At 60.0% G+C, this 21,982-nt stretch carries 26 protein-coding genes and 1 pseudogene; 20 read left to right on the forward strand and 7 right to left on the reverse strand.

What is annotated here, in order from left to right; translation table 11 throughout:
- Positions 1 to 2 precede the first annotated feature (2 nt).
- On the forward strand, positions 3 to 596 hold the full coding sequence (thpR, locus tag GGD53_RS06840; protein WP_184454755.1) for an RNA 2',3'-cyclic phosphodiesterase: 594 nt from the start codon (positions 3 to 5) through the stop codon (positions 594 to 596).
- Here the strand turns inward: thpR and GGD53_RS06845 are convergent.
- A complete protein-coding gene (locus GGD53_RS06845; RefSeq protein ID WP_184454757.1) occupies positions 503 to 1,003 on the reverse strand; it encodes a low molecular weight protein-tyrosine-phosphatase in 501 nt (166 codons plus the stop codon). The genes thpR and GGD53_RS06845 overlap by 94 nt on opposite strands.
- Positions 1,004 to 1,036: 33 nt before the next feature.
- On the opposite strand from GGD53_RS06845, the gene GGD53_RS06850 reads away from it, so the two are divergent.
- Positions 1,037 to 1,342: a 4a-hydroxytetrahydrobiopterin dehydratase gene (locus tag GGD53_RS06850; protein ID WP_184454758.1), complete on the forward strand. Its 306-nt coding sequence runs from the start codon at positions 1,037 to 1,039 to the stop codon at positions 1,340 to 1,342.
- Between the two features lie 67 nt (positions 1,343 to 1,409).
- The gene (locus tag GGD53_RS06855) at positions 1,410 to 1,802 is read left to right on the forward strand and encodes a YkvA family protein (RefSeq protein WP_184454759.1); all 393 of its coding nucleotides are present in this window, start codon (positions 1,410 to 1,412) and stop codon (positions 1,800 to 1,802) included.
- A gap of 29 nt (positions 1,803 to 1,831) precedes the next feature.
- On the opposite strand, the pseudogene GGD53_RS06860 reads toward GGD53_RS06855, so the two are convergent.
- Positions 1,832 to 1,986 (reverse strand): annotated as a pseudogene (locus GGD53_RS06860) (RNA polymerase subunit sigma); the annotation flags it as partial.
- A 336-nt stretch (positions 1,987 to 2,322) separates the two neighbouring features.
- Here GGD53_RS06860 and GGD53_RS06865 point away from each other — a divergent pair.
- The 5 genes from GGD53_RS06865 to GGD53_RS06885 all read left to right on the forward strand — a co-directional run bounded on the left by GGD53_RS06865 (position 2,323) and on the right by GGD53_RS06885 (position 7,142).
- A complete protein-coding gene (locus tag GGD53_RS06865) occupies positions 2,323 to 2,832 on the forward strand; it encodes an invasion associated locus B family protein (protein ID WP_184454760.1) in 510 nt (169 codons plus the stop codon).
- 243 nt (positions 2,833 to 3,075) lie between these two features.
- The gene (rlmN, locus tag GGD53_RS06870) at positions 3,076 to 4,305 is read left to right on the forward strand and encodes a 23S rRNA (adenine(2503)-C(2))-methyltransferase RlmN (RefSeq protein WP_184454761.1); all 1,230 of its coding nucleotides are present in this window, start codon (positions 3,076 to 3,078) and stop codon (positions 4,303 to 4,305) included.
- Positions 4,306 to 4,398: 93 nt separating this feature from the next.
- Entirely contained in the window at positions 4,399 to 5,352 is a 954-nt protein-coding gene (locus tag GGD53_RS06875) for an ABC transporter substrate-binding protein (protein WP_184454762.1), read from the forward strand.
- A 120-nt stretch (positions 5,353 to 5,472) separates the two neighbouring features.
- A complete protein-coding gene (locus tag GGD53_RS06880) occupies positions 5,473 to 6,351 on the forward strand; it encodes an ABC transporter permease (RefSeq protein WP_184454763.1) in 879 nt (292 codons plus the stop codon).
- Positions 6,348 to 7,142 carry an ATP-binding cassette domain-containing protein gene (locus GGD53_RS06885; protein WP_184454764.1) on the forward strand — a complete coding sequence of 265 codons (795 nt, stop codon included), beginning with the start codon at positions 6,348 to 6,350 and terminating at the stop codon, positions 7,140 to 7,142. Before GGD53_RS06880 ends, GGD53_RS06885 begins: the two co-directional genes overlap by 4 nt.
- Before the next feature lie 60 nt (positions 7,143 to 7,202).
- Here GGD53_RS06885 and GGD53_RS06890 read toward each other — a convergent pair whose 3' ends face one another.
- Together GGD53_RS06890 and GGD53_RS06895 are read right to left on the reverse strand one after the other, a co-directional pair.
- On the reverse strand, positions 7,203 to 7,844 hold the full coding sequence (locus GGD53_RS06890; RefSeq protein WP_184454765.1) for a LysE family translocator: 642 nt from the start codon (positions 7,842 to 7,844) through the stop codon (positions 7,203 to 7,205).
- Between the two features lie 184 nt (positions 7,845 to 8,028).
- Complete coding sequence (locus GGD53_RS06895; RefSeq protein ID WP_184454766.1) at positions 8,029 to 8,880, reverse strand: SDR family NAD(P)-dependent oxidoreductase; 852 nt, start codon at positions 8,878 to 8,880, stop codon at positions 8,029 to 8,031.
- Between the two features lie 86 nt (positions 8,881 to 8,966).
- On the opposite strand from GGD53_RS06895, the gene GGD53_RS06900 reads away from it, so the two are divergent.
- The 7 genes from GGD53_RS06900 to GGD53_RS06930 all read left to right on the forward strand — a co-directional run bounded on the left by GGD53_RS06900 (position 8,967) and on the right by GGD53_RS06930 (position 13,787).
- On the forward strand, positions 8,967 to 9,212 hold the full coding sequence (locus tag GGD53_RS06900) for a type II toxin-antitoxin system ParD family antitoxin (protein WP_184454767.1): 246 nt from the start codon (positions 8,967 to 8,969) through the stop codon (positions 9,210 to 9,212).
- On the forward strand, positions 9,209 to 9,379 hold the full coding sequence (locus GGD53_RS32100) for a type II toxin-antitoxin system RelE/ParE family toxin (protein WP_281413896.1): 171 nt from the start codon (positions 9,209 to 9,211) through the stop codon (positions 9,377 to 9,379). The genes GGD53_RS06900 and GGD53_RS32100 overlap by 4 nt, the downstream gene beginning before the upstream one ends.
- Before the next feature lie 224 nt (positions 9,380 to 9,603).
- Positions 9,604 to 10,827: an argininosuccinate synthase gene (locus tag GGD53_RS06910; RefSeq protein WP_184454768.1), complete on the forward strand. Its 1,224-nt coding sequence runs from the start codon at positions 9,604 to 9,606 to the stop codon at positions 10,825 to 10,827.
- Positions 10,828 to 11,016: 189 nt separating this feature from the next.
- Positions 11,017 to 11,493: an NUDIX hydrolase gene (locus GGD53_RS06915; RefSeq protein ID WP_184454769.1), complete on the forward strand. Its 477-nt coding sequence runs from the start codon at positions 11,017 to 11,019 to the stop codon at positions 11,491 to 11,493.
- Positions 11,494 to 11,782: 289 nt separating this feature from the next.
- On the forward strand, positions 11,783 to 12,385 hold the full coding sequence (locus GGD53_RS06920; RefSeq protein WP_184454770.1) for a TetR/AcrR family transcriptional regulator: 603 nt from the start codon (positions 11,783 to 11,785) through the stop codon (positions 12,383 to 12,385).
- A gap of 44 nt (positions 12,386 to 12,429) precedes the next feature.
- Positions 12,430 to 12,888, forward strand: coding sequence for a cupin domain-containing protein (locus GGD53_RS06925; RefSeq protein WP_184454849.1), 459 nt, complete (start codon positions 12,430 to 12,432; stop codon positions 12,886 to 12,888).
- Between the two features lie 257 nt (positions 12,889 to 13,145).
- Entirely contained in the window at positions 13,146 to 13,787 is a 642-nt protein-coding gene (locus tag GGD53_RS06930; protein WP_184454771.1) for a LysE family translocator, read from the forward strand.
- 91 nt (positions 13,788 to 13,878) lie between these two features.
- Here the strand turns inward: GGD53_RS06930 and GGD53_RS06935 are convergent, their stop codons facing one another.
- A complete protein-coding gene (locus GGD53_RS06935; protein ID WP_184454772.1) occupies positions 13,879 to 14,310 on the reverse strand; it encodes a hypothetical protein in 432 nt (143 codons plus the stop codon).
- A 226-nt stretch (positions 14,311 to 14,536) separates the two neighbouring features.
- Here GGD53_RS06935 and GGD53_RS06940 point away from each other — a divergent pair, with 226 nt between their 5' ends.
- The 4 genes from GGD53_RS06940 (at position 14,537) to ppa (ending at position 19,992) form a co-directional block, all read left to right on the forward strand.
- Positions 14,537 to 16,624 (forward strand): M3 family metallopeptidase, encoded by a 2,088-nt coding sequence (locus tag GGD53_RS06940; protein ID WP_184454773.1) that lies wholly within the window; start codon positions 14,537 to 14,539, stop codon positions 16,622 to 16,624.
- A 157-nt stretch (positions 16,625 to 16,781) separates the two neighbouring features.
- A complete protein-coding gene (typA, locus tag GGD53_RS06945) occupies positions 16,782 to 18,602 on the forward strand; it encodes a translational GTPase TypA (protein WP_184454774.1) in 1,821 nt (606 codons plus the stop codon).
- Positions 18,603 to 18,801: 199 nt separating this feature from the next.
- Complete coding sequence (locus tag GGD53_RS06950) at positions 18,802 to 19,308, forward strand: GNAT family N-acetyltransferase (RefSeq protein WP_011427107.1); 507 nt, start codon at positions 18,802 to 18,804, stop codon at positions 19,306 to 19,308.
- Positions 19,309 to 19,455: 147 nt separating this feature from the next.
- A complete protein-coding gene (gene ppa, locus GGD53_RS06955; protein ID WP_064805467.1) occupies positions 19,456 to 19,992 on the forward strand; it encodes an inorganic diphosphatase in 537 nt (178 codons plus the stop codon).
- A gap of 4 nt (positions 19,993 to 19,996) precedes the next feature.
- Here the strand turns inward: ppa and GGD53_RS06960 are convergent, their stop codons facing one another.
- Together GGD53_RS06960 and GGD53_RS06965 are read right to left on the reverse strand one after the other, a co-directional pair.
- Positions 19,997 to 20,308, reverse strand: coding sequence for a DUF167 family protein (locus tag GGD53_RS06960; protein WP_184454775.1), 312 nt, complete (start codon positions 20,306 to 20,308; stop codon positions 19,997 to 19,999).
- Positions 20,305 to 20,604 (reverse strand): YggT family protein, encoded by a 300-nt coding sequence (locus GGD53_RS06965; RefSeq protein ID WP_184454776.1) that lies wholly within the window; start codon positions 20,602 to 20,604, stop codon positions 20,305 to 20,307. The genes GGD53_RS06960 and GGD53_RS06965 overlap by 4 nt, the downstream gene beginning before the upstream one ends.
- A 140-nt stretch (positions 20,605 to 20,744) precedes the next feature.
- Here GGD53_RS06965 and GGD53_RS06970 point away from each other — a divergent pair, with 140 nt between their 5' ends.
- Positions 20,745 to 21,977 carry an MFS transporter gene (locus GGD53_RS06970; protein WP_184454777.1) on the forward strand — a complete coding sequence of 411 codons (1,233 nt, stop codon included), beginning with the start codon at positions 20,745 to 20,747 and terminating at the stop codon, positions 21,975 to 21,977.
- Positions 21,978 to 21,982: the final 5 nt, after the last annotated feature.

Genomic DNA, 21,982 nt, shown 5'->3' on the forward strand with positions numbered 1-21,982 from the left:
TTATGCCGAGACTGTTTACCGCCCTCGAAATTCCGCGCAATGCGGCAATGAGCCTTTCATTGCTGCGCGGTGGCCTCCCCGGAGCACGATGGATCGATGTGGAGAATTACCACATCACGTTGCGCTTCATCGGTGATGTCGACGGCCGCACGGCCGATGAAGTCGTTGAACGCCTCGACCGGATCGATCGGCCGGAATTTCAGTTCCGGCTCGAAGGCATCGGCTCCTTCGGTTCGAAGAAGCCGCATTCGGTCTGGGCAGGCGTTTCTCACTCGCCTGAGATGTACGCCCTGCAGGCCGAGATCGAACGGATCTGCCAGCGCATCGGCCTGCCGCCGGACCCGCGCAAGTTCACGCCGCATGTGACGCTGGCCCGGCTGAAATCCTCGCGGCTCGACGATGTCGTGCAATATCTGAGTGGGCGCGGCAACTTCCACACCGCGACCTTCACGGCGCCGCGTTTCGTGCTGCTTTCATCGCGCGAATCGGTCGGCGGCGGGCCCTATCTCACCGAGGAAGTGTTCCCGCTGCACGAAGTACGTTCGGCGACCAGCGTTTCGAGCAGGCTGCTGCAGCCGGTCAAGAGTCTGGTATAGAGCAGCTCGAAACCTTCCGGACCGCCATAATAGGGGTCGGCAATGTCCTCCCCCGTTCCCAGCGCGACATCGCCGAACAGCTGGATATTCGCCTCGGAAGAGGCGATCCTGTTGACTTCCGCCATGTTGTCGCGGTCCATGGCGACGATCAGATCGACACTGACGAAATCGATCGAACGGATGCGCCGGGCACGTTGCCCTGCTATGTCGATGCCATGGTTGCGGGCAACAGCGATCGAACGGCGGTCGGGCGGTTCGCCTTCATGCCAGCCGCCGGTGCCGGCGGAATCGATCGTGAAACGATCGGTCAGCCTCGCCTCGGCGACAAGGTGGGTAAAAACTCCCTCCGCAAGCGGAGAACGGCATATATTGCCCATGCAAACGAAGAGGATGCTGATGTCTTTCATCGGTAACCTGCTGACAGATGAGAGGACCATGGCATGAAACAGGAAAGAGTGGAACGGGCCGCGGCCGAGGCACGAATGGCCGAGCTTTCAGGCTGGGCGCTCAACGATGCGGCCTCTTCGATCTCGAAAACGTTCAAGTTTTCAAATTTCATCGAGGCCTTCGGTTTCATGACGCAGGCAGCGATTACGGCCGAGAAACTCAACCACCATCCCGAATGGTTCAACGTCTATTCCCGGGTGGATGTGACGCTGAACACGCATGATGCCGGCGGACTGACGGAACTGGATTTCAAGCTCGCCAGGGCGATGGACAAGGCGGCAGCACGCGGTGCCGTTTGAAAACGAGCGCTGATTGAAAGCCGAAGCGCCATCACCATATGTTCGCATGGACGAAAGGATGTCAGGGATGGACGAGGTCAAATTCGGGGAAATCCTGCTGCCGGGCGATGAGGACACCCAGAGCCGGCGGGAGGAAACCGTACGGCAGAAGTTCTGGCCAACCTTCCGCCGGGCCGTGCGGCAGATTCCCTTCTCGCGCGACGTCGTCGCCGGTTTCTACTGTGCGCTCGATCCGCAGACGCCGACCAAGGTGCGCGGCGTGCTGCTTGCAGCGCTCGCCTATTTCGTCATGCCGGTCGACATGATCCCGGATATTTTCGCCGTCATCGGCTTTTCTGACGACATCGCCGTGCTTTCCGCCGCCTTCGCCATGGTGCGCGGTCATATTCGGCCGAGCCATTACGACGCGGCGGACCGCGTCCTTGCCGACCGGCCCGTGGACACGATGAAAACGATTTGAAGGCCGCGGCGCGGTTCACACCCGAGTTCCTGTTCGGCCTCGCCGGATGTCATCTTCTGGCGCATCAGCCAGCTCTTCACGCGGGCGCGAAATAGTCGAACAGAATGGAAAAGGCCTGCTGGTCGCGATCGTCCGCGACGGCCTTTGCGAGGGCAGCGAAACGCTGTCTTTCCCAGGCATCCATGTCGTCTCACCAGCCCCCTGCGGCGAAAATTTCGTCCCGGATTTCCAAAGTCTTAATGAGGTACGGCGGATTTTTGAAAGGTCAAACTCTTGCCTGAATCTTTGTGTCTTAAGTTCAGCCGAACGGCCAGCCGGTGCCATCGGCGCACTGGCATCGCAGCCGATTTCGGCAAGGGGCAAAAGTGGTAGTCGAGCTGAAATGACACAGGCACATACAAATCGCAGCTATTGTTGACCATTTGGTAACCTGAATTAAGTCAAAATAAAGCAGATCGTGATTATGCGGCGCCCGCTATGATCGCTTCGGGCCTTGAATCGCAAGAACCGGCAGGAATCCATGTTTGTAAGAAGTATCGTATCCGCCCTCGCCCTCACCCTGACAATGGCCGGAGTGGCGGCAGCGCAGCAGGCCGCGCCGACCCGCATTCAGCAGTTCCAGGCATGGGGCGCCTATTCCTATAAGTCGGGCAACAGCACTGTGTGCTACGTGCTGTCCATTCCAACGGCAAAGCAGCCGGCAAGCGTCGACCACGGCGACAATTTCTTCATCGTTTCGCAGCGCCCCGGCCAGAACATCTCCTATGAGCCGCAGGCGATGATGGGCTACACCGTGAAGGAAAATTCAAAGATCAACGTCGTCATCGACAACAAGACCTTCGTCATGTTCACCAAGGACAAGGCCGGCTGGGTCGAGAATGCCGCCCAGGAGCCGGCCCTCGTCGCGGCGATGAAGACCGGCCATTCGATGACAGTGAATGCGGTTTCGCGCAAAGGCACCGGCACGTCCTACAGCTATTCGCTCTCGGGCATCTCGGCGGCGCTCAAGCAGATCGAAAGCTGCAAGTAAGCGGGACTTTCAGTCACAAAGTTTCAAGAGCCGGCCTTGTGCCGGCTCTTGCCATTTCCATCTATAGTGACGCGCAGCCAAAATGATGCTAAAGGCCGCGCAACGGACAGATCGCGATATCAGTCGTCGTCCGCCATCAATTTCTGCCAATGTGCCGTCATGCCTCCGCAAGTCTTCCGGATCAAATCCTGAAGTCTGCGGCTTGCGGAACGGTTACGTGTTTGAATTCGGGGTCAGAAGCCTATGTCCGTCATGGATGCGATCGTCGTCAACAAACCTCAGGCCGAGCGCCCGTCTTCCGGCGCCGAGAAGCCGTCGTTGATCGGGCTCTCCCGGGAAGAGATGGCGGCGGCGCTCCGGGAAAAAGGTGTACCCGAAAAGCAGATCAAGATGCGCGTCTCGCAGCTCTGGAACTGGATCTATGTGCGCGGCGTCTCCGATTTCGACCATATGACCAATGTCGCCAAGGATATGCGTGAAATGCTGAAGACGCATTTCACCATCGCGCGTCCGGAAATCGTCGAGGAGCAGGTCTCGAACGACGGCACGCGCAAATGGCTGCTGCGTTTTCCCGCGCGGGGCGCAGGCCGCCCAGTCGAGATCGAGGCCGTCTACATTCCGGAAGAGGGCCGCGGCACGCTCTGCATCTCAAGCCAGGTCGGCTGCACGCTGACCTGTTCATTCTGTCATACCGGGACACAGCGCCTGGTGCGCAACCTGACGGCGGAGGAAATTCTGTCGCAGCTGTTGCTCGCCCGCGACCGGCTCGGCGACTTCCCGGATCGTGAAGCGCCGCAAGGCACGATCATGCCTGCCGAGGGCCGCAAGGTCAGCAATATCGTCATGATGGGCATGGGCGAGCCGCTCTATAATTTCGACAGCGTCAAGCAGGCGCTGCTGATCGCCACGGATGGCGACGGCCTGTCGCTGTCCAAGCGCCGCGTGACGCTTTCCACCTCCGGCGTCGTGCCGGAGATCTTCCGCACCGGCGAGGAGATCGGCGTCATGCTGGCGATTTCGCTGCATGCGGTGCGTGACGATCTGCGCGATATTCTGGTGCCGATCAACAAGAAGTATCCGCTGAAGGAGCTGATCGACGCGTGCAAGGCCTATCCAGGCCTCTCCAACGCGCGGCGCATCACCTTCGAATATGTGATGCTGAAGGATGTCAACGACAGCCTGGAGGACGCCAAGGGGTTGATCAAGCTCCTGAAAGGCGTGCCGGCGAAGATCAACCTCATTCCGTTCAATCCCTGGCCCGGCACCAATTACCAGTGTTCGGATTGGGAGCAGATCGAGAAATTCGCCGATTTCATCAATTCGGCCGGTTACGCTTCGCCGATCCGCACCCCGCGCGGCCGCGACATCCTTGCCGCCTGCGGCCAGCTGAAATCGGAATCCGAACGCATGCGCAAGACAGAGCGGCTGGCCTTCGAGGCGATGATGATCGCCAATCACGGCGCCGACGACTGATCAGCAAGTTTGATCCTCGCTACAATTCTCCTGCATTGATTTAAGCATGCGCTTTTCCTAATAGTGCCGCCAAAATCATTCAGGAGGACATCCATGCGCTCGATTCTGCTCGCTCTTGCCGCCACTTTGGCGCTTTCCCTGCCCGCCAAAGCCGATAATGTGACCGTTGCCGTGACGGCGATCGTCGAGCATCCCGCGCTCGATGCCGCCCGCAAAGGTGTTCTCGACGTGCTGACGGCGGCCGGTTACAAGGAAGGCGAGAACCTGAAATTCGTGTTCGAATCGGCGCAGGGCAATCCGGCGACGGCAGCCCAGATCGCCCGCCAGTTCGCTGGCGACGAGCCCAATGTCATCGTGCCGATTTCTACGCCCTCGGCCCAGGCCGTCGTGTCGGCGACGCGCGACATTCCGGTCGTCTTCACGGCCGTATCCGATCCGCTCGGCGCCCAGCTCGTCAAGAACATGGACAAGCCCGGCGGCAATGTCACCGGTCTTTCCGACATGTCTCCGGTCGCCGAACATCTGGCGCTGATCAAGGAAATCGTACCCAAGGTTAAAACGATCGGTTATCTCTACAATTCAGGTGAGGCGAATTCCGTTTCGCTGCTCGCCGTCTTGAAAGCCGAAGCCGAAAAGGCCGGGCTGACGGTTGTGGAATCGGCTGCCACCAAGTCGGCCGAGGTCCAGGGTGCAGCGCGCGCCCTCGTCGGCCGCGCCGATGCAATTTACATTCCGACCGACAACACCATCATCTCCGCGCTCGAAGGCGTCGTCGCGGTTGCCGAAGAGAGCAAGCTGCCGCTCTTCACCGCCGATACGGATTCGGTATCGCGCGGTTCGATCGCCGCCCTTGGCTTCAACTATTACGATGTCGGCAAGCAGACGGGCGAGATCGTCGTTCGTGTGCTGAAGGGCGAGAACCCGGGCGACATCGCGGTCAAGACCGCTGCCGGCAGCGATCTGGTGGTCAACAAGGCCGCCGCGGCCAAGATGGGCGTCACTTTGCCCGAGAGCGTGCTTTCGCGCGCCAACAAAGTCATCGAATAAGCGCTCGTCGTTACATCAACCATTCACATTCAGCCGCTCCCGTTTGCACGGGGGCGGCTGAAGTATTAAAAGGCTGCGGTTTCGCGACGGGCGGAACGGAAACAAAAGGGGCTGAAAGCCTTGAGCCAAATCGCATTCTGGGGGGCCGTCGAGCTCGGCCTGGTCTATTCCTTCGTCGCTCTCGGCGTCTATCTCGCCTTCCGCGTCCTCGATTTTCCCGACCTGACGGTGGACGGTTCCTTTCCGCTCGGCGCGGCGGTGACCGCGGTGCTGATCATTGCCGGCGTCAATGCCTGGTTCGCGGCGCTGATCGCGATGGCGGCGGGTGCGGCGGCCGGCATGGTGACGGCGCTGCTCAACGTGCGCTTCAAGATCCTCAACCTGCTCGCCTCGATCCTGACGATGATCGCGCTCTTTTCGGTCAATCTGCGGGTGATGGGAAAACCCAACGTCGCCCTCATCAATGCCGATACGATGATCAGCCCGTTCTTCGGCCATGGCCTGCGCGATTTCTACGTGCGGCCGCTCTTCGTCGGCGTTCTGGTCATCGTCGCGCTGATCCTGGTCTGGCGCTTCCTCGAAAGCGATGCCGGGCTTGCCATGCGCGCGACCGGCGCCAATGCGCGCATGGCCCGTGCACAGGGCGTCGACACCAGCCGGCAGATCTATCTCGGCATGGCCATTTCGAACGCGCTGGTGGCGTTCGGCGGCGCCTTATTTGCCCAGACCAACGGCTTTGCCGACGTCACTTCGGGCGTCGGCACGATCGTCGTCGGTCTTGCCGCCGTCATCATCGGCGAGACGCTGCTCGGACGCCGTGGTCTCCTGATCGCGCTCATCGGCTGTGTGCTCGGCTCGATCCTCTATCGCATCGCCATCCAGCTGGCGCTGTCGAGCGACGTCATCGGCCTGCAGGCCTCCGACCTCAATTTCGTGACGGCAGTGCTGGTGACCTTCGCACTCATTCTTCCCCGTCTTCGCCGAGGTGCCGCATCGTGATCAGCGTTAGGGATATCAAGGTCGTCTTCGGACGCGGCACACCGCTGCAGAAGCAGGCGCTGAACGGCGTCAGCCTGACTATCGAACAAGGCTCCTTCGTCACCGTCATCGGCTCCAACGGCGCCGGCAAATCGACGCTGCTCGGCGTGCTCGCCGGTGACGTCATCCCGAGCGAAGGACAGGTGCTGATCGGCAAGAGCGACGTGACGCGCAAATCGACGGCGGCGCGCGCCGGCCTGGTGGCACGCGTCTTCCAGGATCCGCTGACCGGCAGCTGCGGCTCGTTGTCGATCGAAGAGAATCTTGCTCTGGCTGCCAGGCGCGGCGAAAAGCGCGGGCTTGTGCCGGCGCTTGGCGGCAAACGTCGGGACTATTTCAAGGAGCGGATCGCCAAGCTCAATCTCGGGCTGGAAAACCGGCTGAAGGATCGCATGGATCTGCTCTCGGGCGGGCAGCGGCAGGCGGTGTCGCTCGTCATGGCGACACTTGCCGGCTCCGAAGTGCTGCTGCTCGACGAACATACGGCGGCCCTCGATCCCGGCATGGCCGAGTTCGTGATGAACCTGACGCAGAAGATCGTTGCCGAGCGTAAGCTGACGACGATGATGGTGACACATTCCATGCGCCAGGCGCTGGATTACGGCCACCGCACGATCATGCTGCATGGCGGCGAGATCGTTCTCGACGTGGCGGGTGACAGCAGGAAGGACCTGCAGGTCGAAGATCTGATCGCCATGTTCCGCAAGATGCGCGGCCAGACGCTCGATGATGACGCGTTGCTGATCGGCTGAGCCGACAGCGTGCTGATTGGCTGAGCCGACCGCGTGCCGATCGGCGAAGCCGATAGCGGCCTATCGCGCTTGGGTGAGCAGGATTTTGGCGGCGAAGACCGAGAAGACGCCGGCGAAGGTATAGTCCATGCCGCGCAGAACCTTCTTGTTGTTCTGCAGCCAGGACGCCAGCCAGTCGGCGGCAAAGACGACCGCGGCATTGACGGGCATGCCGATCAGGATGAAGCAAAAGCCGAGAAACAGCAGTTTCTGCGTGACGGCGGGATCACCGGCGCTGACGAATTGCGGCAGGAAGGTCATGAAGAAGATGATGACCTTGGGGTTCAGGAGATTGACCCAGAAGCCGGATGAGATATTGGCAAGAGCGGTGCCCTTCTGCGTCTCGGCCTTGGCGACGATCAGCTTCGAGCCGAAGCGGATGGCCTGCACTGCGAGCCAGAACAGATAGGCCGCGCCGCCGGTCTTCAGGATCAGGAAAGCAGTCGGCGAGGCAGTGATCAGCGCCGAAATGCCGAAGGCGACCAGCATGGTGTGGACGACGATGCCGAGGCTGGTGCCGACGACGACGAAGAGGGCAGACTTCTTGCCTTGGGCGAGCGAACGGCTGATCGACAGCGTCATATCGGGACCCGGAGTCGCCGCAAGCAGCAGCGTCGCGGCGGCAAAGGCGAGAAGGGTCGGCAGGCTCGGCAGGAAATCCATGGCACGCTCTGAAAGCTGGAACGTCTGGGTGATTTCTTATCCAGCCTTCAGAAAATTACCAATCAAACCTTCTCATGCGCGTCGCACTAAACTTGATTCATGCGACGCGCATTCGCTATTTGTTTTGTGCATGTCGTTATCCCGGGACCGCTGCACACTTCCGGGCGACATGCAGTGGCACCGATTACTTCTCTTCGAGGAAGGCCTTGAACTTGTCGGCGTAATCCTTGTGCCAGCGCGACAGCGGCGGGCGGTTCTCGATGATGTCGCCGGCCGCCCAGGCCATACGGCGTTCGTCGAGGGGACGGGCGACGTCGTTGTCGGGGCAGAGGATATAGAAATCGCCGCGTTCCAGGCTTTCGACCATGAAGTCGACCGTCTGTTCCGGAGTCCAGGCGCCGGCCGGCTTTTCCGCGCGGTCGCCCTTGGTGAGGCCGGTGAAGACGAAGCCGGGGATCAGCAGATGCGCGGAGATCTTCGCGTCTTTGGTGTTGCGAAGCTCGTGTTCGAGCGCTTCGGTAAAGACTTTCACGCCAGCCTTCGAGATGTTGTAGGCGGGGTTGCCCGGCGGCGTGGTGATACCCTGCTTGGAGCCGGTATTGATGATCAGGCCGGGCTCGCCGTGGGACAGCATCTTCGGCCCGAAGACACGCGTGCCGTTGACGACGCCCATCAGGTTGACGGCAAGGATATGGTCCCAATTGGCCTGCGCGCTGAAGATCGAGGTTTCCGGGCCGATCCCGGCATTGTTCATCAGCACGTGCACACGGCCGAAACGCTGGAGTACGGCGCGTTCGAGCGCCTCCAGGGAGTCGCGGCTGGCGACGTCGGTCTCAACCGCCATCACATCCTCTTCGCCGGCAATGGCTTTGAGCTCCTCGGCTGATTTGGCCAGCCGATCGCCGCCGAGATCGGCGATGACGATGCTCATGCCGCGTCCGGCAAAATACTTCGCCGCTGCAAGCCCGATGCCGGAGGCGCCGCCGGTGATGACGGCAACATTGGACTTCTTGAAAATATCTTGAATATTCGTCACGGCTCAGCCTCTCCTGGGAGCATTGTTCTGACGTTGCCGAATATGGTAGTTTCGAAGTGCAAGTCAAACCTGCGAGGTACCCGTACGTGGCCAAGGTCGTGTCCATCAGAATCGATGAACAGATGGAGGAATTTATCGGCAATCAGCTCGATCAGGGAACCTATGGCTCCGCAGACGAGGTGATCGACGCTGGCTTGAGACTTCTGCAGCGCGAGGCAGAGCTTGCGGCAGTCGAGGCGGCCATTATCGAAGGTGAGAAATCCGGCAAGCCACGGCCTTTTGATTTTGATGCTTTTATCGAGAGCAAGCGAGCCCGACACGGCCGCCAATGAAAGTGCTCGTTTTCTCGCCAGCTGCTGTCGATGATATCGACAGGATTTATGACTATACCGAAGAGAAATGGGGCCAAGGTCAAGCGGAGGACTATATCTTCGCGCTCCGGGATGATTGCGAGGCGCTTGCAGCGCAGACAAAGCGGGCCGCCAAATCATTGGCTTGAGAAACGGATACACCGCCCTGTCATTTCGCTCGCATTTCATCATTTACGCAGAGACGGAAGATGTGTTGACGGTTATTCGCATTCTGCATCGGCGCATGAATATTGCTGCCCATCTTTAAACTAGGCTTGCGGTACCCGGCTTGCCCTTGCGTCACGCGCCAATCTCGCTAAAAGTGCCGCGACACCGGGTTTTCGCCGGCCTTTATGCAACGGATCTCATCATCATGGCATCATACAAAGACGTGAAGAAAGTCGTGCTCGCCTATTCCGGCGGCCTCGACACCTCGATCATCCTGAAGTGGCTGCAGACGGAACTCGGCGCCGAAGTCGTCACCTTCACCGCCGATCTCGGCCAGGGCGAGGAGCTGGAGCCGGCGCGCAAGAAGGCCGAAATGCTCGGCATCAAGGAGATCTACATCGAGGACGTCCGCGAGGAATTCGTGCGCGACTTCGTCTTTCCGATGTTCCGCGCCAATGCCGTCTACGAGGGCGTCTACCTGCTCGGCACCTCGATCGCCCGTCCGCTGATCTCCAAGCATCTGATCGATATCGCCCGCAAGACCGGCGCCGATGCGATCGCCCACGGCGCAACCGGCAAGGGCAACGACCAGGTTCGCTTCGAGCTCTCCGCCTATGCCCTGAACCCCGACATCAAGATCATCGCGCCCTGGCGCGATTGGGCGTTCAAGAGCCGCACGGAGCTGCTCGCCTTTGCCGAACGGCACCAGATCCCGGTCGCCAAGGACAAGAAGGGCGAGGCTCCCTTCTCCGTCGACGCCAACCTTCTGCATTCCTCTTCCGAGGGCAAGGTTCTCGAGGACCCTGCCCAGGAGGCGCCGGAATATGTGCATATGCGAACGATCTCGCCGGAAGCCGCGCCCGACAAGGCGACGACAATCAAGGTTGGCTTCCGCAAGGGCGATGCCGTGTCGATCAATGGTGTCGAGATGTCGCCGGCGACGATGCTCGCGACGCTCAACACCTACGGCCGCGACAACGGCATCGGCCGTCTCGATCTCGTCGAGAACCGCTTCGTCGGCATGAAGTCGCGGGGCGTTTACGAAACGCCCGGCGGCACGATCCTGCTCTCGGCGCATCGCGCCATTGAATCGATCACGCTCGACCGCGGTGCCGCCCATCTCAAGGACGAGATCATGCCGCGTTACGCCGAGCTGATCTATTACGGCTTCTGGTTCTCGCCGGAGCGCGAGATGCTGCAGGCGCTGATCGACAAGAGCCAGGAGCATGTCGAAGGCGAAGTGACGCTGAAGCTCTACAAGGGCAATGTCATGGTCATCGGCCGCGAAAGCGAAAAGTCGCTCTACTCCGACAAACTCGTCACGTTCGAGGACGACCAGGGCGCCTACGATCAGAAGGACGCGGCCGGCTTCATCAAGCTCAACGCACTGCGCCTGCGCACGCTCGGCAAGCGCAATCTCGCGAAGTAATCGCGGGTTTTCTTGGACTCGATACGAGCCCGCCGGCATTTTTGCCGTGCGGGCTTTTTCGCGGAATAAGGTAGCAAGCGCCACCAACACCTCAGAGTTGTCAGGAAGACCGAGTGAGAAGCGGACGGCGTTGTGTAATCTCCCAAATGCCGTCTGACAACCCAAAGATCACTTCGAGGAAAAGGGCTAATGGGCGAAATTCCAATCCGTTGTTTTGCTGTATCGGTCGTCGTCATCCGCAAACGAACTGCTGGATATGAGGTGCTGCTTTTACGCCGAAATCACACCTTGATTGGCGAGTGGTGCCAGGTTGCCGGCGGCATCGAGGACGGCGAGAAGGCCTGGGAAACCGCGTTACGAGAGGTCCGTGAGGAGACAGGCTTGAACTGCGACTTTCTCTATTCCGCTGATATCTGCGAGCAATTTTATGAGGCTGATCGCAATGCCATCAGCATGCTGCCGGTCTTCGTCGGCGTTGTGGATGCCGAGCAGACAGTTTTTATCAACGATGAGCACAGCGAATTTCAGTGGGTATCATTTGCAGAGGCTATGGAGATGGTGCCATTCGCCGGGCAGCGCCATGTTCTAAAACACGTAGAGGCAGAATTCGTGAATCGGAAGCCCACTGGACACCTTCTCATCCACGAGATGTCGCGAAAAATTTAAATCTCTGCGAAGTCTGACCGGTTTGAGGCGTAAGCCACCGGTGCGATCGGCAAGGGCAACGACCAAGTTCGCTTCGAGCTCTCCGCCTGTGCCCTGACCCGCCTCTCTCCGGCGACGCTAACCTGCTGCACTCTTCTTCCGGGCGCAAAGGTTCTGGCAGATTTGGCGCCGCCTTTCGCCTGCGTCCGGCCCTTGCCGGTACCCTCTCCGCGAACGGTCAACAAGCCCAGTTGACATGATCGTAAAATGGTGTCACTACAAGCGACATTAATACATCATGAGAGACATAATGTCCCAACAGTCGCCCACACGAAAATACAGCTCTCCCTTGCGGGAGTCGCAGGCCCAGGAAACACGGGAGCGCATCCTGCGCGCCACCTCAGATCTTCTCAACGGCAATGCGTTCGCGGACATTTCCATGGACGATGTCGCGCGGTCTGCCGGGGTAGAGAGGCGAACGGTGTTCCGGCATTTCGCAACGAAGGAAGCGCTGTTCGACGCGTTCTGGGTCCACATTAATCAAAGCATGAATGCGGCGACCCTTCCGACGACCCTGGAGGAGCTTCTTCGCTCGCCCCTCGACGCCTTTTCGCAGTTCGACAAGAACGAAGGTATCATTCGCGCCAGCCTTCATACGCCCACGGGTCACGCCATGCGGATGCGGACGGTCAAGGCACGGCGCATCGCGTTCCGGACGTGCCTTGAAGAGGCTAATCTGGATGTAAATTCCAAGAACGCCCGCAAGGTCGAGGCGCTCTTCCACCTTCTCTACAGCGCCAGCGCCTGGGAAACGCTTAAGGACTACGGCGGATTGACGGGGAAGGACGCGGGACAGGTCGCGTCTTGGGCGATGCAGGCGCTGTTGAAGGCGGCCGAGACCGACGAGAACTGATCACACACATGCCGGCGAGAGCCGGCCTAACGATGGAGGCGATGATGGATCAAGCATTCAAGACACGAGACACTGCGGACGCCCTTTGGGTCATTCGCGACAAGGTGCAGTTCATGGGCGAAGTGCCGGAGAAGGGCTTGTCCATCCTGGAGGTGACCGTGCCCCCCGGTTCCGGTACACCGCCGCACAAGCACGAATCCGTGGAGATATTCCGGGTCCTGAGCGGCGAGATCACCTTCACGGTGTTCGACAGCGTACCTCCCTCGCAAATGGTCGCGCGGCCCGGCGACGTTCTCACCCTGCGCTCCTTCCAGCCGCACAATTATGCCAATACCGGAAGCCTCCCCGCGCAGATGATCGCCGTCGTGGAACACTCGATGAGCCACTTCTTCCGCGACGTCGGCCAGAGCGAAGTCCCGCCAGACGGCCCCCCTTCGGCGGAGGAAATCGGCGCGGTATTGGCGGCGTGCCAGAGGCACGGTATTGAGGTCCTGGGCAGCTGATGGATGGCCGGGCGACGGCACATCCGTCGCCCTTCCAATCGACAACGACCCGTTGCGGAAGCGCCCCGGACGGGCGGCGGGCTCGAGCCCGGCCGACGCCAACCGGAAGGTGATGACGACATGCAGATTGCGAATTGGAGCGGTTCAGCTTTTCACGGACGCGCACAACCGCTCCGACCCTTTCATGGCCGTGTCACCGCCCTTGACGGATGCCTGCCATCGCTTAATTTGCTCCGGTTATTCTTCGGAGTATTTCCATGACGCAGTCCCTGCTTTTCGGCGCCTTTCTGGCGGCGCTGTTCTACGTGCTCATACCAGGCCCCGCCTTTCTGCAGCTGCTCGGCATCGGCGCCGGGCAGGGGCGAAAGGCCGGCGCCTTGTTCATGATGGGGCATCTGGTCGGGGATCTCATCTGGTCGTCGCTGGCGCTGATTGCGATCGTCGGGGCAAAGACGATCGGGACCTTCGTCTTCGATCTGCTCGGACTCGCCTGCGGCTTCTACCTCGCCTGGATCGGCTGGGGCGCCGTCAACGCCAAGCCGAAAGCGGATGGGCAGGCGCTTGTCGTGATCGAGCGGCCGTTCCGGCGTGGCCTGATTTTCGGCGTCACCAACCCGAAGGGTTATCCGGTGGCGCTTGCCACCTTCACCGCGCTGGTCGCAGGCTCGGCCGGCGCGCTCGATTTCGAGGCGCTGCCGGTGCTTCTCCTTGTATCCTTTCTGGGGTTCGTGACCGCCGACATCATCCTGATTGGAGTCATCGGCGCGGGTGCGGTGCGGCGCTTCTATCGCGCACATGAGCGGCTGATCGTGCGCTCGTCCGGCGTGCTGTTCATGGGCTTTGCCGCCCAGGCGCTATGGCACGCAACGCCGGGCCTCATCGGCTGGCGCAAGGCCTGACTTAGAACCGGATATCATCCTGTTCTAAACTAGATAATGAGAGCATGATGTCGTCCGAAAATCGCTCAGACTTTTCGGCATCATGCTTTGATCAGCCATCCAGAAAGTTTACGATTGATTTCAGCGTCTGAACCTCATGAGGATCGCCGATCGACATGGCGACTTGCAGCTGGTTCTTATAATAATCGAGGAAATTGAAACTCGTGCCGTCGGTGACGCTGGAGAGATCGATGATATTGCCCAGTGGATCGATCGCATGCATCGGCAACGGTTCGGAGATCGCGGCGTAAGTGTTCTGATCGATCAGGCCGCTATTGAAGCTTTGGCGGGCGTAGTTGCGCAGCTCGCCAGGGCTGACGGCGGTGAAATCCGGCCCCTCGTCGAGATTATCTTCGATCTGGAACGAAACCGGGGCCGGAGCTTTGGTCTCAATTTGAATATCGGCAGTCTTCGAATTTCTTGCGTTATTAGGATTGTTCTTAAATAGCAAACTCTGAGAAGACCGCAGGGAAAAAATTTCCATGGCGCATGTCCCCTGGCAGGAAGATCACCGGGAAACTAGCGCCTGTGCCTGATTCGCGTCAATCGTTTAGCAAATGGTTAATTTTCAACTGTCAAATCTTGTCAACCGGCTTTGGTTGACGTGCGTCAGATCGCCGAACGAGGCAAAAGGCCCCTTTCGGCGACATACCAATTCCGTGATGGCTCTCCTATATTGACCATCCCCGCATACCAAAAGGAATTCTCCGATGGCTTCTCTCCATGATTTCAATCCGGCGCTCGTCAACTGGGACGCTCTCCACGGCCTGCCACGTTTCGATGCCATCGATGATGGCGATTTTTCCGCCGCTTTCGACGCGGCGCTCGCCGCGCATGAACAGGAGATCGACGAGATTGCCGGAAACAGCGATGCGCCGACATTCGACAATACGGTGGTAGCGCTGGAGATTGCCGGCGATGCACTCTCGCGCGTTTCGGCGCTGTTCTGGAACAAGGCGGGCGCACATACCAACGAAGTCATCCAGGCGCTGGAGCGCGAGATCTCGCCGAAAATGTCACGCCACTATTCAAAGATCGGGATGAACGCCGCGCTCTTTGCCCGCATCGACACGCTTTGGGAGACGCGCGAGAGCCTGGGGCTGACGCTGGAGCAGACGCGGGTGCTGGAACGCCATTGGAAGGGTTTTGTCAAATCCGGCGCCAAGCTCGAAAAGCCCGAGCAGGAGAAACTTGCGGCGATCAATGAAAGGCTCGCGGGCCTCGGAACACAGTTCGGTCAGAACGTGCTGGCCGATGAGAAGGCCTGGGCGCTCATTCTTTCCGAGGGCGCGGAACTCGACGGACTGCCGGAATTCCTGCGCGACGCGATGGCGGCGGCGGCGCGCGAACGCGGTGAGGAGGGCAAATATGCGGTGACGCTGTCGCGCTCGATCATCGAGCCGTTCCTGACCTTTTCGGAGCGCCGGGATCTGCGCGAACAGGCTTTCAATGCGTGGGTGGCGCGCGGCGCAAACGGCGGGGAAACCGACAACCGCGCCGTCATCAAGGAAACGCTGGCGCTGCGCCATCAGGTGGCGAAGCTGCTCGGCTACGGCAATTTTGCCGAGCTGAAACTCGACAACACGATGGCGAAGACGGCGGATGCGGTGAACGGCCTGCTGCGGGCGGTCTGGGCGCGGGCGGTGAAACGCGCCGGCGAGGAAGAGGTCGACATCGCGGCGCTGATCGCCGAGGAGGGCCGGAACCACGAGGTAATGCCCTGGGACTGGCGCCACTACGCTGAAAAGATCCGAGCCCGGAAGTTCGATTTTTCCGAGGCCGAGCTCAAGCCCTATCTGCAACTCGAAAAGATCATCGACGCCTGCTTTGACGCGGCCGGCCGGCTGTTCGGCATCCGCGCCGTCGAGAAGAAGTGTGTCGCGGCCTATCATCCCGACGTCAGGGTGTTCGAAATCCGGGATCGGGACGACAGGCTGGTCGCCCTCTTCCTCGGCGATTATTTCGCCCGCAGCTCGAAACGCTCAGGCGCCTGGATGAGCTCGCTGCAATCGCAGCACAAGCTGCAACTGAAAAACGGCCGCCGCGGCGAATTGCCGATCATCTACAATGTCTGCAACTTCGCCAAACCCGCTGAAGGCAAGCCCGCGCTGCTGTCGCTCGACGATGCCCGCACGCTGTTCCATGAATTTGGCCATGCACTGCACGGCATGCTTTCAAACGTCACCTATCCCTCGGTTTCGGGCACCAGCGTCTCGCGCGATTTCGTCGAGCTGCCTTCGCAGCTTTACGAGCACTGGCTGACGGTTCCCGCCATCCTCAAGGAATATGCCGTGCATTTCGAGACAGGCGAGCCGATGCCGCAGGTGCTGCTCGACAAGGTGCTGGCGGCTCGCACCTTCAATGCCGGTTTCAACACCGTCGAATTCACCTCGTCGGCGCTGGTGGATATGGCGTTTCATACGCGCGAAGCCGTCGATGACCCGATGGCGGTACAGGCGGAGGTGCTGGCCGAGATCGGCCTGCCGAAGTCGATCGTCATGCGCCATGCCACACCGCACTTCCAGCACATCTTCTCCGGCGGCTATTCGGCCGGCTATTACTCCTACATGTGGTCGGAAGTTCTCGATGCCGATGCCTTTGCCGCCTTCGAGGAGACCGGGGATGCCTTCAACGGCGAGATGGCGCGCAAGCTCAAGGAGAATATCTATTCCACCGGCGGCTCGCTCGACCCCGAAGATGCCTACAAGGCCTTCCGCGGCAAGCTGCCGAGGCCGGATGCGATGCTCGTCAAAAAGGGACTTGCGACCTTCGAGGAATTGACAGGCAGCGACGCATAAGACAGTTTGATGACACGTTTCGATGCAGCATGGCGGCAGCCATGCCGCAGCTTTTGCGCGTTCCCCTCTTTCGCAAACGCAAAAAAAACTGTATGGACGCGCCAAACCAATAGGCGCGTCCTCAAGAGCGTGCGCCGCAGCCTCAGAGATTTCACATATGGCACTCCGCAATATCGCGATCATCGCGCACGTTGACCATGGCAAGACGACCCTGGTGGATGAGCTTCTCAAGCAGTCCGGCTCGTTCCGCGAAAACCAGCGCGTTGCCGAACGCGTGATGGACTCGAACGATCTCGAAAAAGAACGCGGCATCACCATTCTCGCCAAGGCGACCTCGGTCGAGTGGAAGGGTGTCCGGATCAACATCGTCGATACACCCGGCCACGCCGACTTCGGCGGTGAGGTCGAGCGCATTCTCTCGATGGTGGATGGCGCCATCGTTCTCGTCGACTCCTCCGAAGGACCGATGCCGCAGACCAAATTCGTCGTCTCCAAGGCGCTGAAGGTCGGTCTTCGCCCGATCGTCGCGATCAACAAGATCGACCGTCCCGATGGCCGCCACGAAGAAGTCATCAACGAAGTCTTCGATCTTTTCGCCAATCTCGACGCGACCGACGAGCAGCTTGACTTCCCGATCCTCTACGGGTCGGGCCGCGACGGCTGGATGAACGTCAATCCGGAAGGGCCGAAGGACGAGGGTCTTGCACCGCTTCTCGACCTGGTGCTCAAGCATGTTCCAGAGCCGACGGTCGAAGAAGGCCCTTTCCGCATGATCGGCACCATCCTCGAAGCCAACCCCTTCCTCGGCCGCATCATCACCGGCCGTATCGCATCGGGCTCGATTAAGCCGAACCAGGCCGTCAAGGTTCTCGGCCAGGATGGCAAGCTGATCGAAACCGGCCGAATCTCCAAGATCCTCGCCTTCCGAGGCATCGAGCGCACGGCGATCGACGAAGCGCACGCCGGCGACATCGTCGCGATCGCCGGCCTCTCCAAGGGCACCGTCGCCGACACTTTCTGCGATCCGGCCGTCTCGGAAGCCATGAAGGCGCAGCCGATCGATCCGCCGACGGTGACCATGTCCTTTATCGTCAACGACAGCCCGCTCGCGGGCACCGAAGGCGACAAGGTGACGAGCCGCGTCATCCGCGACCGTCTCTTCAAGGAAGCCGAAGGCAACGTCGCCCTGAAGATCGAAGAAGCCGAAGGCAAGGATTCGTTCTACGTGTCCGGCCGCGGCGAACTTCAGCTTGCCGTTCTCATCGAAACCATGCGTCGCGAAGGCTTCGAGCTTGCCGTGTCGCGTCCGCGCGTCGTGATGCACAAGGATGAAAGCGGGCAGCTTCTGGAGCCGATCGAAGAAGTCGTGATCGACGTCGATGAAGAACATTCCGGTGTCGTCGTGCAGAAGATGTCCGAGCGCAAGGCCGAAATGGTCGAGCTGCGTCCGTCGGGCGGCAACCGTCTTCGACTGCGCTTCTACGCACCGACCCGTGGCCTGATCGGCTATCAGTCGGAGCTGCTGACGGATACGCGCGGCACGGCGATCATGAACCGCCTGTTCCACGACTACCAGCCCTACAAGGGTGTGATCGGTGGCCGCGTCAACGGTGTGCTGCTCGCCAACGCCTCCGGCGAAGCCGTCGCCTATGCGATGTTCAACCTGGAAGATCGCGGCCCGATGATCATCGAGCCGGGTGAAAAGGTCTATGCCGGCATGATCATCGGCATCCATTCGCGCGACAACGACCTCGAAGTGAACGTGCTGAAGGGCAAGCAGCTCACCAACATCCGCGCCGCCGGCAAAGACGAAGCGGTAAAGCTGACGCCGCCGATCCGCATGACGCTTGATCGCGCGCTCTCCTGGATCCAGGACGACGAACTGATGGAAGTGACGCCGAAGAACATTCGTCTGCGCAAGATGTATCTCGACGCCAACGACCGCAAGCGTTTCGAAAAGTCGAAAGCTGCCCTCTGAGGGCTCGCAAATATGCCTTGAAAACCCCGGCCTTCGAGCCGGGGTTTTTTATTGTGCGCTGCGCTGATTCCGACTTGTGACAATCGTTAAAAAAGCGTTAAATTTTATCCGTCGTCCACATATCAAGTCTGTGGGCAATCGATCACGATGCGCTCGCCGCATATGGTTAATTGCCCGCGGCAGGACCAGAGTAAACGTTATGAAGACGTTGTCGATCGATGTCCGGCGGGCCGAACCGCACGATGCCCGAGCCATTTCGGAAACCCACAGGCTCGCCTGGCAACACACCTATGCGGGCATCATTCCGCATCGCGCGCTGACGCAGATGATCGAGCGGCGCGGTGAAAACTGGTGGCGCAAGGCAACACGCGGACCCGCGACATTGCTGGTTCTCGATGTCGCGGGGACGGTCGCCGGCTATGCGACGCTCGGTCTCAATCGTGCCCGCGCGCTGCCGCAGGAAGGCGAAATCTACGAGCTTTATCTTCGCCCCGAATATCAGGGCATCGGTCTCGGCCACATGCTGTTCGGCGAGGCGCGCCGGCTGTTGAAGTCGCTTGGCTGCAACGGGCTGGTCGTCTGGTGCCTTGAAGAAAACGAGGCCGCCAGCCGCTTCTACCGCCATCATGGCGGGACCGATTTCTGCGAAGGCATGGAAAATTTCGACCACAAGCAGTTGAAGAAGATCGGTTTCATCTGGAACTGATCGGCCTGCTCGATCGTCGCACACCTCTCCTCTAAAATTTTTGCGGCATCACGCCGGTGTCATCACGCATCGGTGATCTGCCGTGTTGCGTTGCGAGATGAAACTGATTATTTGGCTTCGAGCAATTCAACCCCGCGGGAGTATCCTATGCGCATCGACGCCATTTCAATCGGTAATAATCCACCTGAAGACGTCAACGTTATCGTCGAGGTTCCTGTTGGCGGTCATCCGATTAAGTATGAAATGGACAAGGAGGCCGGCACGCTGGTCGTCGATCGTTTCCTCTACACGCCGATGACCTATCCGGGCAATTACGGTTTCGTACCACACACCCTGTCTGAAGATGGCGACCCGATCGACGTGCTGATCGCCAGCACCCGGCCGCTGGTTCCGGGCTGCGTCATCAACGTGCGTCCGATCGGCGTCCTGAAGATGGAAGACAATTCCGGCAAGGACGAGAAGATCATTGCCGTGCCGTCGCCGAAGCTGACGCTGCGCTACGAGAAGGTGAAGGACTTTACCGATCTTCCGGAGATCACGCTGAAGCAGATCGAGCATTTCTTCGAACACTACAAGGATCTGGAGCCCGGCAAGTGGGTGAAGATCTTCGGCTGGGGCGATTCCAAGGAAGCCGGCCAGCTCATCATCGAAGCCGTCGAGCGGGCCAAGAAGGCGAAGGGCTGAACCGTCAGCCTAATAGCGCTTCGAGCTTTTTTACCAAATCCTCCGGGTCGCCCTCGATCCGGAGGATTTTTTTGCGCGCCGTCTCGCCGGAGACGAGACTGATGCTGGATTTCGGAATGCGCAGCGACCGGGCGATCAGAAGGATCAGCGCCTTGTTGGCCTTGCCCTTCTCGGGCACTGATGTGACGCGTGCCTTCAGCAGGGTTTCGCCGTCGCCATCCGCCTCGACGCCATCGATCGCGTCACGCCCGCCATTCGGCGTCAGCCGAACGGCAAGGCGCAGATGATCGTCAAATATCTTCCAAGGACGGTTCACATACGCACGCCGAAGACTGGCGCGACGCTGGTCGCCAGCAGCATGCGGATGAAGAAGATTATCAGCAGCAGAATGATCGGCGAAATATCGATGCCGCCGAGATTGGGCAGAAAGCGGCGGATCGGACGCAGGGCAGGTTCGGTGATGTTGTAGAGGAACGTCCCAATCTGATTGACGAATTGGTTATGGGAGTTAATGACGTTGAATGCGTAGAGCCACGAGAAAATGGCGCTGCCGACCAAAATCCAGATATAAATTTGCAAAGCTAAATCAATAGTGGCCAGCAGTGCATACATCGTCATCTCCAAATTCGTTGTTGACAGACATGTAGACATTGGCGACTAAACGGGCAAGTGCCGTGTCGAAACGCATGGCAGATCATGTTTAACGGGCGGCCTCGCAGCCATTCCGGCGCCCGCTTCCTCGGACAAGGCCCATGTCGTTTTCGCCCGCCGGAGACCGTTTCGCCGCGTTTCGGCATTCGTCCTACACGCGCTTCTTCTTCGCGCGTTTTCTGCTTTCCTTCTCGCAGCAGATCGTCAGCGTCGCCGTCGGCTGGCAGATGTACGACCAGACCGGCAAGGCGATCTATCTCGGCCTGATCGGTCTCGTGCAGTTCCTGCCGTCGCTGCTGCTCATCCTCGTCACCGGTTCGGTCGCCGATCGGCACAATCGCCGGGCCATCGCCGCTCTTTGCTCTCTGGTAAGCGCGCTCTGCACGCTGGCGCTGCTGATCATGACGGCGACGGAGACATTTGCGCCCTGGCCGGTCTTTGCGGTGCTGCTTATTTTCGGGATCGAGCGTGCCTTCATGTCGCCGGCGGTGCAGTCTCTCGCACCCAATCTCGTGCCCGAGCATGCCCTTTCCAATGCGATCGCCTGGAATTCATCGTCCTGGCAGCTAGCCGCGATCACCGGGCCTGTTATCGGCGGCCTGCTCTACGGGGTCAGCGCGACGACCGCCTATACGGTGGCGGTCATCTTTTCCATCCTCGGGGCGGCTCTTCTCTTCATGATCCCGAAGCCGGAACAGAAGACGACGGGTGAGGCCAAGAGCTGGGCGATGATCCTCGGTGGCTTCAGCTTCATCCGTGCGGAAAAAGTGGTGCTCGGCGCGATTTCGCTCGATCTCTTCGCCGTTCTGCTCGGTGGCGCCACTGCGCTGATGCCGATCTTCGCACGGGATATCCTGACGCTTGGCCCCTGGGGCCTTGGATTGCTGCGCGCAGCACCAGGGCTTGGGGCTATCGTCATGGCGATCTTCCTCGCCGCCTACCCGCTGAAACACCGCGCCGGTCTCTACATGTTCATCGGCGTTGCCCTGTTCGGTGTCGGCACCATTATCTTCGGCGCCTCGACCAATACCGAAATTTCGATCGCAGCACTGGCGCTGATGGGCGCGGCCGACATGGTGTCGGTCTATGTGCGCGAGAGCCTGATCGCGCTCTGGACGCCGGATCAGCTCCGCGGCCGGGTCAATGCGGTCAACATGGTCTTCGTCGGCGCTTCCAACGAACTTGGGGAGTTCAGGGCGGGCACGATGGCATCGGTATTCGGCGCGGTGCCGGCAGTCATCATCGGCGGGATCGGAACTCTGGCGGTTGCGGCGATCTGGGCTTCCAGTTTCCCGAAGCTGCGCCGGATCGACACGCTCGACGCGCCCGCCTGACCGCT

This window comes from Rhizobium aethiopicum (genome assembly GCF_014197535.1).
Classification (GTDB): Bacteria; Pseudomonadota; Alphaproteobacteria; order Rhizobiales; family Rhizobiaceae; genus Rhizobium; species Rhizobium aethiopicum_A.